The following is a 15,876-nucleotide window of genomic DNA, read 5'->3' on the forward strand; positions in this document are numbered from 1 at the left end:
CGCTACGACAAACGCGCCCTCCACTACAAAGCCATGGTCACCATCGCCTGCCTACGACTCTGGCTGCCATGACTTTGCGGACACGACCTAGGGCCCTAGAAGAGGGCGTCGGCCGTCGTAGGGGCCGAGCTGCCCCGGCGCTCGAAGGCGAGCAGGCGGCGCTTGCGGTCGAGGCCGCCGCCGTAGCCGGTGAGGTCGCCGTTCGCGCCGATGACGCGGTGGCAGGGGACGATGACGCCGACGGGGTTCTTGCCGTTGGCGAGGCCCACGGCGCGGGAGGCGTTCGGCTTCCCCAGCTCCTCGGCCAGCTCCCCGTACGTACGGGTCTCGCCGTACGGGATCCGCTGGAGCTGTGCCCAGACCGAGCGCTGGAACGGGGTGCCATGCAGGTCGAGCGGCAGGTCGAACTCCCGCAACCCGCCCTCGAAGTAGGCGTTCAGCTGGTCGATCACCGGGCCGAACGGGCGGTCGTCGCGGGTGCCGAAGGTCTCCTGCGGCGGGCGGTGGCGCTGGTCCGTCATATAGAGGCCGGACAGTGTGTCGTCGGTGGCCACGAGGGTGAGGGCGCCGTAGGGGCTGTCGATCACCGTGTGGTGGATCTGCTGCATGAGTGGAGTCCTTACGCGGGAAGGAAGTTGATCGGATGGCTGTCGGTCGCCCACAGGTACTGGGTGGCGTAGGCGCGCCAGGGGCGCCAGGCGGCGGCTCTCGCGGTGAGCGCCGCCGGGGTGTGCGGCAGGCCCAGCTCCTCGGCGGCGCGGCGCATGCCGAGGTCGGTGGGGAGGAAGGCGTCCGGGTCGCCGAGGGCGCGCATGGCGATGGCCTCGACGGTCCAGGGGCCGAATCCGGGGAGTGCGGAGAGCCGGGCGCGGGCCTCCTCCCAGTCGGACTCGGGGCCCAACGTCAGCTCTCCGTCGGCCAGTCGGCGTACGAGGGTGGTCAGCGTGGTGCGGCGGCTGCGGGGCAGCGCGAGCGACTCCGGGTCGAGGGCGGCGAGGGCCGCGGGGGACGGGAAGAGGTGGGTGAGTCCGCCTTCGGGGTCGTCGACCGGTTCGCCGTGGGCGAGGACCAGACGGGCGGCGTGGGTGCGGGCGGCGGCCGTGGACACCTGCTGGCCGAGCACGGCGCGTACGGCGAACTCGGCCTCGTCGACGGTGCGCGGCACCCGGCGGCCAGGCGCCTTGTCGACGAGCGGGGCGAGCAGCGGGTCGGCGCGCAGCTGGTCGTCGACGGCGACGGGGTCCGCGTCCAGGTCCAGCATGCGGCGGCACCGGCTGATGGCGACGGTGAGGTCACGCTGGTCGGCGAGGACCAGCCGGCAGTCGACGTACGCGGCCGCGGCGGCCGGCGGTGTCAGGGTCGCGATGCCGTGGCCGTGCGGCAGCCGGAGGGTGCGGCGGTACGCGCCGTCGCGCCACTCCTCGACACCGGGCACGGCGGTGGCGGCGAGGTGCCCGAAGAGGTTGTCGGGGTTGAGCGGCGCGCGGAACGGGAGACGGAGTGCGAGGGCGCCGGGCGCCGGGTCCGCGGTCCGCTGCGGCCTGCGGGCGCGCAGTTCACCCGGCGCGAGGGCGTAGACCTCGCGGACGGTGTCGTTGAACGCCCGGATGGACGCGAAGCCGGCCGCGAACGCCACGTCGGAGAACGGCAGTTGGGTGGTCTCGATGAGGAGGCGGGCCGTCTGGGCGCGCTGGGCGCGGGCCAGGGCGAGCGGGCCCGCGCCGAGTTCGGCGAGGAGCTGGCGCTCGATCTGGCGGGCGCTGTAGCCGAGTCGGCGGGCGAGTCCGGGGACGCCCTCGCGGTCCACGACGCCGTCGCCGATGAGGCGCATGGCGCGGGCGGTGAGGTCGGCGCGCCGGTTCCACTCCGGGGAGCCGGGGCTGGCGTCCGGCCGGCACCGCTTGCAGGCGCGGAAGCCGGCCTGCTGGCAGGCGGCGGCGCTCGGGTAGAACCGCATGTTGCGCGGTTTGGGCGGCACGACAGGGCAGCCGGGGCGGCAGTAGATGCGGGTGGTGACCACGGCGGTGAAGAAGACCCCGTCGAAGCGGGTGTCCTTGGCCTGCACCGCGCGTACGCAGCGATCCGTGTCGGTGTGCATGGGTCAAGCATCCTGCAAGGTGAGCGGGGCGGCTGGCGAGAATCCGACATCTACCTCCGGCCGGCGCAGGCTCAGGCCGCTGCGGTCCGCCACCCGGCAGCTTCAGCTCCTCGCGGACTCACCGTGGTGATCTTCGACGGGTCCGGCGGGGTGCGGCGAGCCGTTAGGAAGCGGCCTTCAGGTGGCGCGCGAACGCCTCGTGGGCCCGGTCGTCGAAGACCACGAAGCGGATCTCCTGCACGGCCGTGGTCGCGGACCGCACCGTCTCCACTGCGATCCGCGCCCCGTCGTCCAGTGGCCAGCCGTAGATCCCGGTCGAGATCGCCGGGAACGCCACCACGCGCGCGTGCAGCTCGTCGGCGACCCGCAGCGATTCCCGGTAGCAGGAGGCGAGCAGGCCGCAGCGGTCCTCCGTCGTCGACCAGCGCGGACCCACGGTGTGGATGACGTGGCGCGCCGGGAGCCGGCCCGCCGTCGTCGCGACGGCCTGGCCGGTGGGCAGGCCCTTGCCGTACCGCGAGGCCCGCAGCGCGCGGCACTCGGCGAGGATCTCGGGGCCGCCCCTACGGTGGACCGCGCCGTCGACTCCCCCGCCGCCGAGCAGCGAGGAGTTGGCCGCGTTGACGATCGCGTCCACTTCCTGCTGGGTGATGTCGCCCTGGACCAGCACGATTTGAGCTTGAGCAGTCATGACGCGCGCAGCCTCCTCCACACCGCCTTCGCGGCGTTGTGCCCCGACATGCCGTGGACCCCCGGTCCCGGCGGGGACGCCGAGGAGCAGATGTACACGGCGGGGTGCGGGGTGGTGTACGGGGACAGGGAGAGCTTGGGGCGCAGCAGGAGCTGGAGGCCACTGGCCGCGCCGGAGGCGATGTCGCCGCCCACGTAGTTGGCGTTGCGGACCGCGAGTTCGGGCGGGCCCGCCGTCGCGCGCGCGAGGACGAGGTCCCTGAACCCCGGGGCGAAGCGATCCAGTTGGCGCTCGATGGCGTCCGTGAGGTCGCCGTCCCAGCCGTTCGGCACGTGCCCGTACGCCCAGAACGTGTGCTTGCCCTCGGGTGCGCGCGTGGGGTCGGCGACCGTCGGCTGCACCGTGATGAGGAACGGCGCCTCGGGGCCGCGGCCCTCGCGGGACGCGGCGTGCAGCGCCTTGCCGATGTCCGAGCGGTAGGGGCCGACCTGCACCGTCCCGGCCGTGCGCGCCTCCTTCGCGGTCCACGGCACCGGTCCGTCGAGCGCGTAGTCGACCTTGAAGACGCTCGCGCCGTACTTGAACCGGTCGTAATAGCGGCCGAGTCCGGCGATCCTGGCGACGGCCGTCGGCGACGTGTCGAAGATGTAGGCGCGGGCGGGCGGCAGGTCGTCGAGCCGCTTCACCTCGTAGTCGGTGTGGATCGCGCCGCCGAGGTCCTTCAGGTATCCGGCGAGCGCGTCGGAGATCGCCTGGGAGCCGCCGCGGGCAACGGGCCACCCGCGCGCGTGCGCGGCGAGCGCGAAGACGAGGCCGATCGCGGACGTCGCGAAGCCGCCGAGCGGCGCGATGACGTGGGCGACGAGGCCCGAGAGCAGCGCCTGGGCCTTCTCGTCGCGGAAACGGCGCATCAGCCACGTCGACGGCGGCAGGCCGACGAGGCCGAACCGGGCGAGGGTGACGGGGTCGCGGGGCAGCGCGCTCAGCGGCAGCGACATGAAGTCGCGGACGAGCGTGTCCCAGTGCGGGAGGAGGGGCTCGATCAGGCGGCGGTACGCGCCCGCGTCGCGCGGGCCGAAGGACGCGGCGGTCTCGGCGACCGACCGGGACAGGACGGCCGCGCTGCCGTCGGGGAACGGGTGCGCCATGGGCAGTTCGTGCTGCACCCAGTCGAGCCCGTAGCGCTCCAGGGGCAGGTTCCTGAACGCCGGGGAGTTGATGCCGAGCGGGTGCGCGGCCGAGCACGGGTCGTGGCGGAAGCCCGGGAGCGTCAGCTCCTCGGTGCGCGCCCCGCCGCCCACCGTCCCCTCGGCCTCGAACACGGCAACGGAGAAGCCGCGCCTGGCCAGTTCAACGGCTGCGGTCAGCCCGTTCGGCCCCGCACCCACCACGACGGCATCGAGCATCGACGGCACCTTCGGACTCCTTTGTCAGCGGTTGGCCACTGCGAGGCCAGGATATGCCGGGCCACCGACACCACTGCCCGCGCGTCCACCTGGCCCCGGGGCTCCGCCCCGGACCCCGCTGCTCAATCGCCGCAGGGGCTCACGTAGTCCGCCACCCGCCGCACTGTCTCCGCGTCCCGCGCCGCGGTGAACGGCAGCGCGTTCCCCCCGCGGATCGAGAACGGGATCCCGTCGCGCGTGAGGTGTGCGCCGCCGGCCTCCTCGACCAGGAGGATCCCGGCCGCGTGGTCCCAGGCCAGCTCCCAGCTGAACGCGATGGCGTCGACGGCGCCGCGGGCGATGCCGAGGTATTCCAGGCCCGCGGAGCCGCACGGGCGCGGCGCGACGCCGTCCGTACGCAGGCCGAGCAGCGCGCGCTTCTGCTCGTCGGTCGTGAAGTCGGGGTGCGAGGTCGCGACCCGCAGGTCGGTGCCGGGGGCCGGGGGTCCGGCGTGCAGCACCTCGCCGTTGAGCCGCGCGCCGCGGCCGCGGACCGCCACGGCCATCTCGTCGAGCGCGGGCGCGTACGTCCAGGAGGCGAGCACCACGCCGTCGAGCGCGAGGGCGACGAGGGTGCAGAAGCCGGGGTCTCCGTGGACGAACTGGCGGGTGCCGTCGACCGGGTCGACGATCCACACCGGGGCGTCGCCCTGGATCGCCTCGTACGAGGCCGGGTCCGCGGCGACCGCTTCCTCGCCGACGACGACGGAGCCGGGCAGGAGGGCGGCGAGCTCGCGGGTGAGGTACTCCTCGGCGCGCTTGTCGGCGACCGTCACGAGGTCGTGCGGCGCGCTCTTCTCCTCGATCTCGTCGGCGTCGAGCTGCCGGAAGCGCGGGGTGATCTCGGCTGCCGCCGCGGCGCGGACGATGTCCTCGACGCCGGTCAGGAGCTTGTGGTTGATGTTCTGGGTCAGAAAGTCTTCGATGCTTTCCGTCTTCGTTTCGATCATGGCTCCATGAGAACACACGCCACTGACAACGCCCCCACGGCGGATGAACGACAGGTGGCCCCCGGATGATTTCCGGGGGCCACACACTGTGTGACGGGTCAGCGACCGACCGCGTATCCCTGCATGCCGCGCGGGTTCGCCGCCGCCGACAGGACGCCGGTGCGCGGGTCGCGGGCGACGGCGCACAGGCGGCCCTCGGACCAGGCATCACCGACGGTCACGTCGTGGCCGCGGCGGCGCAGCTCCTCGACGACCTCCGCGTCCATGCGGGACTCGACGGTGACCGAGCCCGGCCGCATGCCGCGCGGGAAGAAGGAGCCGGGGAACGAGTCGTTGTGCCAGTTCGGGGCGTCGATGGCGCCCTGGAGGTCGAGCCCGCCGCGCACCGCCCCGCGCAGCGCCACCGCCAGGAAGAAGTGCACCTGCCACTGGTCCTGCTGGTCGCCGCCGGGGGTGCCGAAGGCCATGACCGGGACGCCGTCCTTCAGGGCGAGCGACGGGGTGAGCGTGGTGCGGGGGCGCTTGCCGGGCGTGAGCGAGTTCGGCAGGCCCGCCTCCAGCCAGGTCATCTGGAGGCGGGTGCCGAGCGGGAAGCCCAGCTCGGGGACGACCGGGTTGGACTGCAGCCAGCCGCCGGAGGGCGTGGCGGCGACCATGTTGCCCCAGCGGTCGACGATGTCGATGTGGCAGGTGTCACCGCGGGTCAGGCCGTCCTCGCTCACGTCGGGCTCGCCCGGCACCGGGGACGTCGGGCTCTTGGCGACCGTCGGCTCGCCCGCGCCCGCGACACCCATGGCGTCGAAGCCCTCCTCCCCGGAGGCCACGGCGTGGGCGTGCGCGCTCACCCGCGGTTCGACGCCGAGCGGGCTGCCGGGGCGCAGCTCGTGGGAGGCCTTCTGCGGGTCGACGAGGGCGCGGCGCTCGGCGTTGTACGCGTCGGAGAGCAGCGCGTCCACCGGGACGTCCGCCGCGTCGCCGTACCAGGCCTCGCGGTCGGCCATCGCGAGCTTGCAGCCCTCGACGAGCAGGTGCACGTAGTCGGCCGACCCGTAGGCGGGCAGCTCCGGCGGGAGCAGGGCGAGCTGCTGGAGGAAGGCGGGGCCCTGGCTCCAGCCGCCGGCCTTGCACAGCGTCCAGCCGTTCCAGTCGTACGTCGCCGGGGCCTCGTAGGACGCCGACCAGCCGGCGAGGTCGGCGGCGGTCAGGGTGCCGACGTGCCGCTCGCCGCTGGTGTCCTTGGTGGGCCGCTGCGACTGGCGGACGAGGGCCTCGGCGATGAAGCCCTCGCGCCACACCCCGCGGGCCGCCTCGATCTGGGCGGCGCGGTCGTCGCCACCGGTCTCCTCGGCCTCGGCCATGAGGCGCTTCCAGGTCGCGGCCAGCTGCCGGTTGCGCAGCAGCTCGCCGGGCTTCGGGGAAGCGCCGTCGACGAGGTAGACCTCGGCGGACGAGGGCCACTCGGTCTCGAACAGCTCGCGCACCGTCTCGACGGTCTCACCGACGCGCTCCACGGGCGCGTGCCCGTCCTCGGCGTACCCGATGGCGTACTTGAGGACCTCGGCGAGGGTCTTTGTGCCGTGGTCCTTCAGGAGCAGCATCCAAGCGTCGAACGCGCCGGGCACGGCGGCCGCGAGCGGTCCGGTGCCGGGGACGAGGTCGAGGCCGAGGGACTTGTAGTGCGCGACGGTGGCGCCCGCCGGGGCCCCGCCCTGCCCGCACAGCACGCGCACCTCTCCCCCGGTCGGCGCGAGGATGATCGGCACCTCGCCCGCGGGCCCGTTCAGGTGCGGCTCCACGACGTGCAGCACGAAGCCCGCGGCGACGGCGGCGTCGTAGGCGTTGCCGCCGTCCTCCAGGACGGCCATCGCGGACTGGGAGGCGAGGTAGTGCGTGGAGGACACCATGCCGAAGGTGCCCTGGAGGGTCGGGCGGGTGGTGAACAAGGAGGCTCCTAGCTGGTGGCGGTGCGGGTGTTGGGGATCGTACGAGACGCTGCCGACAGCGCTTCCGAGGGCGCTGCCGCGTCCGGCGCGGTGCCGTCGTCGGCGACGAGGTGGCAGGAGACCTCGCGGCCGCCTCCCAGGGTCCGCAGCGCCGGGATCTCGGTGCGGCAGCGGTCGACGGCGAGCGGGCAGCGCGTGTGGAAGCGGCAGCCGGCGGGCGGGGCCAGCGGGCTGGGCAGTTCGCCGCTGAGGACGATGCGTTCGCGGCTGCGCTGGGTGGCCGGGTCCGGGACGGGCGCGGCCGAGAGCAGCGCCTGCGTGTACGGGTGCTTGGGGTCCGCGAACAGTTCGCGCGTCGGCGCCTGTTCGACGATCTGGCCGAGGTACATGACGGCGATCCGGTCGGCGAGGTACTCGACGGCCGCGAGGTCGTGCGTGATGAACAGGCAGCCGAAGCCGCGGTCGCGCTGGAGGTCGGCGAGGAGGTTGAGGACGGAGGCCTGCACGGAGACGTCGAGCGCGGAGGTCGGCTCGTCGGCGATCAGCAGATCCGGCTCGACGGACAGGGCGCGCGCGATGGAGATGCGCTGGCGCTGGCCGCCGGAGAGTTCGTGCGGGTGCCGGTCGGCGTGCTCGGGGCGCAGCCCCACCTGGTCGAGGAGTTCGGCCACCCGCGCGCGTGCCGCCTCGCCCTTCACGATGCCGTGCAGCTTGAGCGGCTCGGCGATGATCTGGCCGACCGTCATGCGCGGGTCGAGCGAGGACGACGGGTCCTGGAAGACCAGGTGGAAGTCCTTGCGCAGCGGCCGCAGGGCGCGTCGCGACATGGTGGTCACGTCGGTGCCGTTGATGCGGACGGTGCCGCCGGTGGGCTCGTCGAGGCGGACGGCGCAGCGCCCGACGGTCGACTTGCCGCTGCCGGACTCGCCGACGAGGCCGACGACCTCGCCGCGCCCGACGGCCAGTGTGACGCCGTCGGCGGCGCGCACGGTGCCGCCGGAACCGGCGAAGTGGCGCTCCAGTTCGATGAGTTCAAGCACGGGCGCGGTGCTCATGACGCGGTCTCCTGGAGGGTGTGCGGGTGCCAGCAGGCGGCGCGGTGCGGGGCGTCGGCCCCGGCGTCCGCGGCGACGGCCTTGAGGCCGGGACGGCCCGACGTACAGGTGTCGTCGGCGCGGGCGCAGCGCGGCGCGAACGTGCAGGCGTCGGGCTGGGAGTCGAGGCTCGGCACGAGGCCGGGGATCTCGGGGAGCCGCCGCTTGCCCTCACCGCCGGGGCGCAGCACGGCGGAGAGCAGCCCGCGCGTGTACGGGTGCTTGGGGTCGTCGAACAGCTCGTGCACCGGGGCCTGTTCGACGGGGCGGCCCGCGTACATGACGAGCACCCGGTCGGCGGTGTCGGCGACGACGCCGAGGTCGTGCGTGATGAGGACGATGGCGGTGCCGAGCCGTTCGCGCAGCGACTGGAGCACCTCCAGGATGCCCGCCTGCACGGTGACGTCGAGCGCGGTCGTCGGCTCGTCGGCGATGAGGACGGCCGGGTCGCAGGCGACCGCGATGGCGATCATGACGCGCTGGCGCATGCCGCCGGAGAGCTGGTGCGGGTACTCGTCGACCCGCTCGGCCGGGGCGGGGATGCCCACGAGGTCGAGGAGTTCGACGGCACGCGCGCGTGCCTGCTTCTTCGTCAGCCCCTGGTGGCGGCGGAGCACTTCGCCGATCTGCCGGCCGATGGTGAGCACCGGGTTCAGGGACGTCATCGGCTCCTGGAAGATCATCGCGATGTCGTTGCCGCGGATCTTCCCGTACGCCTTGTCGTCGGCGCCCGCGAGCTCCTTGTCGCCGATCCGGACGGATCCTGTGATGTGCGCGGTGGGCGGGAGCAGGCCCATGACGGCCATGGAGGTGACGGACTTGCCGCAGCCCGACTCCCCCACCACGGCGAGCACTTCGCCCGCGCGCAGGTCGAAGGAGACCTGGTCGACGGCGTGCACGGTGCGGGTGTCGGAGCGGAAGGACACCGACAGGTCACGGACGCTGAGGACGGGGTCAGTGGACACAGGGGCGCTCATCGGGTCGCTCCACGGGGGTCGAGGACGTCGCGCAGGCCGTCGCCGAGCAGGTTGAACGCCAGCGTCGCGGCGACGACCGCGAGGCCGGGGAACACCGCCATCCAGGGCGCCTGCGCGAGGAAGGACTGGGCGGAGGACAGCATCACGCCGAGGGACGGCTCGGGCGGCTGCACGCCGAGGCCGAGGAAGCTGAGCAGGGCCTCGCCGATGATGGCAGTGGGGATGCCCACGGTGGCCTGCACGATCAGCGCCGAGGTGGCGTTGGGCAGGATGTGCCGGAACAGGATGGTGCCGTCGCCGCCGCCGTTGGCGACGGCCGCGGCCACGTAGTCGACGTGCTTGAGGCGGAGCGTCTCGGCGCGGGAGATGCGGATGACGGCCGGGATCTGCGAGATGCCGATCGCGATGGTCGCGTTGGTGAGCGAGGGGCCGAGGACGGCGGCGAGGCCGACGGCCAGGACCAGGAACGGGAAGGCGAGCATCGTGTCGGTGACGCGGGAGACGACGCTGTCGGCGACCTTGCCGTAGTACCCGGCGAGGAGCCCCAGCGGGACGCCGACGACGAACGCGAGGACGACCGCGAGCACGCCGACCTGCATCGAGGCGCGGGCCCCGAACACGACGCGGGACAGCTGGTCGCGCCCGAGGTCGTCGGTGCCCAGCCAGTGCGCCCAGCTCGGCGCGGCGAGCACGTCGTCGAAGTTGGCGCGCGCCGGGTCGTAGGGGGCCACGAGCGGCGCGAACAGCGCGGCGAGCACGAAGACGGCGGCGATGACGGCGCCGGTCATGGCGAGCTTGTTCTTGCGCAGGGCGCGCAGCTTGGCGTTCCCGGCGGCGCGGGCGCGTATTCCTGTGAGAGCCAGCGTGGTCACCGGGCACCTCCGAGCCGGATGCGCGGGTCGATGACCGAGTACGCCACGTCGACCAGCAGGTTGATGAAGATGTACGCGAACGACGTGCACAGCACCACGCCCTGCAGCGTCGCGTAGTCACGGGTGAAGACGGCGTCGATGGTGAGCTTGCCGAAGCCGGGGAGCACGAAGATCTGCTCGGTGACGACCGCGCCGGAGATCAGGTGGCCGAGCTGGAGGCCGAGCACGGTGACGACGGTGACGAGCGAGTTGCGCAGCGCGTGCCCGCCGACCACCTCGCGGCGCGAGAGGCCCTTGGCGCGGGCGGTGCGCACGTAGTCCGCGGAGAGCGAGTCGAGCATCGCGGCGCGGGTCTGGCGCATGACGACGGCAGCGAGCCCGGAGCCGAGGACGATCGCGGGCAGCACCATGCGGCGCAGGTTGTCGATCGGGTCGGTGCCGAACGGGACGAAGCCGGACGCCGCGAAGACCGGCACGGCGATCGCGAAGGCGAGGACCAGGACGATGCCGAGCCAGAACGTCGGCACCGAAAGCCCGAGGAGGGCAAGGGCGTTGGCGATCCACTCGGCGGTCTTGCCACGCCGTACGGCGGCGATCACACCGGCGCCGACACCGAGGACGATCGCCAACAGCAGGGACAGCGAGGCGAGTTCGAGGGTGACGGGCAGCGCCTGCGCGATGGCGTCGGAGACCGGGAGCCCGGTGCGCGAGGAGTTGCCGAGGTCGCCCTGGAGGGCGTGCCCGATGAACCGGCCGTACTGGACGACGATGTTGTCGTCGAGCCCGTACGCGGCGCGGATGGCGGCCAGCGCCTTCGGGCTGCGCTCCTCGCCGGCGAGTGCGAGCGCCGGGTCGCCGGGCAGCGCGCGGACGCCGGCGAACACGACGATGGACACGAGGAACATCGTGATGACGGACTGCCGGATCCGGACGAGGACGTAACCGGCCATGGGGTGCCCGGCGAGCCACCCCGTCTTCTTCAACGTGGCCTTTTCTGCGGTTGCTTGAGCGGTCGTCACTTGACGTACCCCGCATCCTTGACTCGGACGAGGCCGTCGCCGTAGACGCGCAGGCCCGCGACGTCCTGCCCGGTGACGACGTAGTTCTTCTGGCGGTAGAGGTAGATCAGGGTGTGCTCGGCGTTCACTTTGCGGATCAGCTCGGCGTAGATCTTGTCGCGCGTGGCGGGGTCGGACTCGGTGCGGCCGCGCTTGATCAGCTCGTCGATCTTCGGGTCGCCGAGGCCGTAGGCGTTCATCGCGCCCTTGGTCTGCAGGAAGCTGGCGATGTTGCCGTCGGGGTCGAGCCGTCCGGACCAGCCGCTCTGGAAGGCCTGGTAGTGGCCGTCGTCGGTCTCCTCGAGCATCGTGGCGTACTCGGTGGGGCGCAGCGTGAGGGCGAAGCCGGCGTCCTTGACCATCGCCTGGACGACCTGGCCGATGCGGCTCCACTCGGGCGTCGTGGGGATCTTCAGCTCGACGTGCACGGCGCCCTTGACACCCGCCGCCTTCAGCAGCCGCTTGGCCTTCGGGACGTCGCGCTTCGGGCACTCGGACGCCTTGACGCCGGGCGCGATGGCGGAGGCCGGGGACATCGGGCCACAGGCGGGCTCGTACATGCCCTGGAACGCGACCTTGTTGATGAGGTCGCGGTCGATGGCCAGCTCGAAGGCCTCGCGGACCCGGACGTCCTTGGCCATCGGGGTGTCGACCTTGCCGGGTGCCTGGCCGAGTCCCTTGACGTTGCCGACGTTGATGCCGATGCCCTGGTAGCCCAGCGAGGGCGAGTTGAACAGGCGCAGCTTGTTGTCGGTGAGCGCGCTCTTCACGTCGACGGGGACCATCTGGTCGCCGACCTGGACGTCGCCGGAGCGCAGGTTGGCGAGGCGGACACTGCCGTCGGGGATCGGCTTGTAGATCACCTTGTCGAGGTGGACGTCCTTGGCGTCGTAGTAGTTCGGGTCCTTGCCGACGACGATGCGGTCGCCACCGACGCGCTCCACGAACCGGAACGGGCCGACGCAGGACGGGTGGTTGGTGAAGTTCTTGCCGTACTTCTTGAGCGCGGTCGGCGACATCACCATGCCGGAGCGGTCGGCGAGCACCGCGGTCAGCGGCACGTACGGCTGCTTCAGGGTGAGCTGCACGCTGTACGGGCCCGTGGCCTTCGCCGACTTCAGCGGGGTCAGCTCGGTGGCGCGGGCGGAGCCCGACAGGTCGCGGTGGCGCAGCAGGGAGGTGACGACGGCGTCCGCGTCCAGCTTGGTGCCGTCGCTGAACTTCGCGTCCTTGCGCACGTCGAAGGTGACGGTGCGGCCGTCCTTGGTCACCTCGGGCAGCTTGGTCGCGAGCTGCGGGACGACCTTGCCCTGCTCGTTGACGTCGTAGAGCTTCTCGCACATGCCCGCGAAGACGGTGCGGCCCACGAGGGTCTGGGCGAGGGTCGGGTCGAGCTTGTCGGGGTCGGCGTTGAGGGCCACGGTGAGCGTTCCGCCGTCCCGGACCGGACGGTCGTCGGTCATCCGCTCCCCGCCCACCTCCGTGGCCGAGGACTGCAGGGAGCCGCAGCCCGCCAAAGTGGACATCGCCAGGACAACTGCCGTCAGGGCAACCGCTGTTCGGCGCACGAGGGCGTACCTCCGCCAGGGATGAGGGTGGGCGATCGGTGAGCGATCAAGGAATACGGCAGAACGTATTTCGCATACAGTCCGCACACAAGAGGGTTGTCCGGGATCCGGACAACCCTTGGTGAAGATTGGATAACCCCGAGCGGCAAAAGGGACTCCCGCCCACAGATCGCCCACCCACTGACCCGTGGTTCAGTTCAGCGGAGCGAACTCCTCCCCTTCCACTTCGCGCAGCCGGCCGAACCGCTCCCTGATCTCCGCCCGGCGCGCCCGGTCCATGGCGAGATTCACCAGCTCGCCCGGATCCTCCTGGAGGTCGTACAGCTCGTGGTCGTTGTCGTCGAAGTCGGCGTCCGGGCCGTAGAGCATCGTCGAGGGCTCAGGACGGTCCGGCAGATCGGCGGGCAGGCCGCCGCCGACGCCGAAGTAGCGGGCGTACTTGAAGCGGCCGTCGAACATGCCGCGCACCGCGTACCGCGTCTGCTGGATCCGGTGGGTGTGCGTGGCCTCGTGCGCGAACAGGACGTGGTCGCGCACCACCGCCCGCGGGTCCCGGAACACGGGCGTGAGGTCCACCCCGCGGAACGACGCGGGCGCGGGCACCCCGGCCAGCGCGCAGATCGTCGAGGCCAGGTCGACGTGCGAGGCCAGGGAGTCGCTGACCGTGCCGGGCCGGGTCACCCCCGGCGCCTTCACGTAGCACGGCACGCGCATGATCTCGTCGTAGACGAAGGGCCCCTTGGAGCGCAGGCCGTGGCCGCCGCACATGTCACCGTGGTCCGACGTGAAGATGACGACGGTGTCGTCCCAGCCGCCGGACTCCTCCAGGGCGCCGAGGACCTTGCCCAGGGACTCGTCGGCGAGGCGGTGCAACTGGACGTAGTAGTCGAGCTGGCGCAGCCACGCCCCCTTGTCGGCCGGGTCGATGTAGCCCCACAGGCTGTGCTGCTGGTCGTAGCGCCACTGCCGCTGGGTGTCCGGCTTGGTGTGCAGGTCGTCGTCGAAGTTGCCGGGCAGCTCGCTGAACACCTCGTCGTAGGGCCGCTCGTAGGGCGGGATCGCCTGCCCGCCGCCCCAGTCGCCGTCGAGGAACTGGCGGATGAACTCCATGGTGCGGGGGTGCGCGCGCTGGTACTCGGGCTGGTCGATCGGGTACCACATCACGTCGTGCGGATTGACGAGCGCGACGGTGAGGAACCACGGGTCGGGGGCGTCCGCGTTGCGGCGCAGCCAGTGCGCGGCGTTGTTCGCGATGACCGGGTCGAAGTGCACTCCGGTGCCCGCGAGGCCCATGAAGTGGTGGTCGTTGCCGTCCCAGTCGCCGTAGCCGTACGCCTCCATGTCGGGCCGTGCCGAACGGGACAGGTGCCACTTGCCGATGTACGAGGAGCGGTAGCCGGCCCCGCGCAGCGCGCCGCCGATGGTGGTGACGGCCGGGTCGAGTTCGGGCTGCCAGGGGAAGATGACGTTCTCGGCGACCTGGTGCTGGGTGACGTACTGGCCGGTCATCATCGTGGCGCGCGACGGCGAGCAGGGCGAGGAGTGCGTCCAGTAGTTGGTGAACTCCATGCCCTCGGCCAACAGCCGCTCGCGCCAAGGGAGTTCGACGGCGGGCGGCAGCCAGCCGCGCTGGCGCTCCTGGTCGGAGACGACGAGGAGGATGTTGGGGCGACTGCCCCGCTCGGTACGCGTCATGTCAACCTTCCTTCTCCGGTGCGAGGTTCGGGTTCCGGCAGCGGCGGGCGCAGGCCGCCGGTGGCCGGGGTTCTGCCGTGCCGCATGAGCACGGCCACACACAGCGCGGCGACGGCGAAGCCCGCGGCGACCAGGAACGCGGACACGTATCCCGACTCGTCGTAGAGGACCTTGTCGCCGGCTCTTGATCCTTCGAGCACGTGCTGGGCCAGGACAGTGCCCAGGACCGTGACGCCGGTCGCGTTGCCGAGGTTGTTGGCGACGCCCATCATTCCCGTGCCCACGCCGGTGTGCGTGGCGGGCACCGCCTCGACGACGAGGTTGGACACGGACACGAAGAAGAAGCCGAACCCGACGCCCATGAACAGGGCGGCGAGCACGAGATGCCACACCCGCGAGTGCAGCGCCGACAGCAGCACGGCACTCGTCGCGAGGCAGGCCAGGGCCAGCAAGAGGCCGCCGCGCGGGGCGCGCCGCCGAGCGAGGAGCCCGCCGAGCGGTCCGCAGGTCGCGCCCAGCACCCCCTGCGGCACGAGGAAGACGGCGACGCCCAGCGGCGCCATCCCCAGCCCCGCGCCGGTCCACTCCGGCGCCTGCACCAGCTGCGGCAGCAGGAGCGCGGGCCCGCCGATCGCCACGGATCCGCCGAACGCGGCGAGCAGCGTCCAGCGCAGCGCGGGCCCCGCGAGCAGCCGCAGGTCGATCAGCGGATGCGGGGCGCGCAGCTCGCACACCACAAACAGGGCGAGCAGCACGCAGGTGACCAGCGCCACGGCGATCAGCCGCCCCGAGCCCCACCCCCACGCGGCGCCCTGCCCCACCACGAGCAGCACACCCGCGGCGCCACACCCGAAGAGCAGTCCTCCCGCGACGTCCACCCGCTGCCGCAGCCGGACGTCCGACTCGGGGAACGTGGCGACGAACAGCGGCGTGAGGACGACGACGTACAGCAGGCAGAACCAGAAGATCGCGCGGAACCCGAAGAGCTGGGTGAGCGCGCCGCCGACGATCGGGCCCGCGAGGGCGCTGAACCCGAGCCCGGTCGTGATCGCCCCCATCGCCACCGGCACGATGCGCGCCGGGAACACGTCGCGGATCAGCCCGTACGCGGCCGGGGCGACGACCATGGCCAGGCCCTGTACCGCGCGCCCCGCGAGCAGCATCGGGAAGCCCGCCGCGAGCGCGCAGACCAGCGATCCGGCACCGAAGGCGGCCGCGGCGAGCACGATCACCCGCTTCTTGCCGATGGCGTCGGCGACCTTGCCGAGCAGCGGCTGCGCCACCACGCCGACCAGGCTCACGACAGTGAGCGCCCAGCCGATCGACGGCGTCCCGAACTCCTCCGCCATGTGCGGCAACGCCGGGTAGACGAGGGAGAGTTCGAGCGCGACGACCTCGGTGAGCAGGATCAGCGGGACCAGGCGCAGGACGTACGCGGCGGTGCTGCGGCCTTCGAGCCGGGCGGTGTCGGTCACACCGAGTGTT

The 15,876-nt window shown here is 72.4% G+C and carries 13 protein-coding genes; all 13 read right to left on the minus strand.

The window, feature by feature from the left end; all coding sequences use genetic code 11:
• Positions 1-95 precede the first annotated feature (95 nt).
• Positions 96-608, minus strand: a complete 513-nt coding sequence (locus ACIA8D_RS33455) for a methylated-DNA--[protein]-cysteine S-methyltransferase (RefSeq protein ID WP_399237963.1) — start codon at positions 606-608, stop codon at positions 96-98.
• Positions 609-619: 11 nt separating this feature from the next.
• The gene (locus tag ACIA8D_RS33460; RefSeq protein ID WP_399237964.1) at positions 620-2,098 is read right to left on the minus strand and encodes an AlkA N-terminal domain-containing protein; all 1,479 of its coding nucleotides are present in this window, start codon (positions 2,096-2,098) and stop codon (positions 620-622) included.
• A 163-nt stretch (positions 2,099-2,261) separates the two neighbouring features.
• Entirely contained in the window at positions 2,262-2,789 is a 528-nt protein-coding gene (locus tag ACIA8D_RS33465; RefSeq protein ID WP_399237966.1) for an O-acetyl-ADP-ribose deacetylase, read from the minus strand.
• Positions 2,786-4,204, minus strand: coding sequence for a phytoene desaturase family protein (locus ACIA8D_RS33470; RefSeq protein ID WP_399237967.1), 1,419 nt, complete (start codon positions 4,202-4,204; stop codon positions 2,786-2,788). Before ACIA8D_RS33470 ends, ACIA8D_RS33465 begins: the two co-directional genes overlap by 4 nt.
• Before the next feature lie 113 nt (positions 4,205-4,317).
• On the minus strand, positions 4,318-5,184 hold the full coding sequence (locus ACIA8D_RS33475) for an inositol monophosphatase family protein (protein ID WP_399237968.1): 867 nt from the start codon (positions 5,182-5,184) through the stop codon (positions 4,318-4,320).
• A gap of 98 nt (positions 5,185-5,282) precedes the next feature.
• Entirely contained in the window at positions 5,283-7,127 is a 1,845-nt protein-coding gene (locus ACIA8D_RS33480) for a gamma-glutamyltransferase family protein (protein ID WP_399237969.1), read from the minus strand.
• Positions 7,128-7,135: 8 nt separating this feature from the next.
• Positions 7,136-8,182, minus strand: coding sequence for an ABC transporter ATP-binding protein (locus ACIA8D_RS33485; protein ID WP_399237970.1), 1,047 nt, complete (start codon positions 8,180-8,182; stop codon positions 7,136-7,138).
• Positions 8,179-9,198, minus strand: a complete 1,020-nt coding sequence (locus tag ACIA8D_RS33490) for an ABC transporter ATP-binding protein (RefSeq protein ID WP_399237971.1) — start codon at positions 9,196-9,198, stop codon at positions 8,179-8,181. The genes ACIA8D_RS33485 and ACIA8D_RS33490 overlap by 4 nt, the downstream gene beginning before the upstream one ends.
• Positions 9,195-10,061 carry an ABC transporter permease gene (locus tag ACIA8D_RS33495; RefSeq protein WP_399238047.1) on the minus strand — a complete coding sequence of 289 codons (867 nt, stop codon included), beginning with the start codon at positions 10,059-10,061 and terminating at the stop codon, positions 9,195-9,197. Before ACIA8D_RS33495 ends, ACIA8D_RS33490 begins: the two co-directional genes overlap by 4 nt.
• A 5-nt stretch (positions 10,062-10,066) precedes the next feature.
• A complete protein-coding gene (locus ACIA8D_RS33500) occupies positions 10,067-11,020 on the minus strand; it encodes an ABC transporter permease (protein WP_399238048.1) in 954 nt (317 codons plus the stop codon).
• Between the two features lie 65 nt (positions 11,021-11,085).
• Positions 11,086-12,654 carry an ABC transporter substrate-binding protein gene (locus ACIA8D_RS33505; RefSeq protein ID WP_399237972.1) on the minus strand — a complete coding sequence of 523 codons (1,569 nt, stop codon included), beginning with the start codon at positions 12,652-12,654 and terminating at the stop codon, positions 11,086-11,088.
• Positions 12,655-12,888: 234 nt separating this feature from the next.
• Positions 12,889-14,391, minus strand: a complete 1,503-nt coding sequence (locus ACIA8D_RS33510; RefSeq protein WP_399237973.1) for a sulfatase-like hydrolase/transferase — start codon at positions 14,389-14,391, stop codon at positions 12,889-12,891.
• A complete protein-coding gene (locus ACIA8D_RS33515) occupies positions 14,388-15,866 on the minus strand; it encodes an MFS transporter (protein ID WP_399237975.1) in 1,479 nt (492 codons plus the stop codon). Before ACIA8D_RS33515 ends, ACIA8D_RS33510 begins: the two co-directional genes overlap by 4 nt.
• Between the last annotated feature and the right edge of the window lie 10 nt (positions 15,867-15,876).

It is taken from the genome of Streptomyces sp. NPDC051684, from assembly GCF_044453445.1.
In the GTDB taxonomy this organism is placed as follows: domain Bacteria; phylum Actinomycetota; class Actinomycetes; order Streptomycetales; family Streptomycetaceae; genus Streptomyces.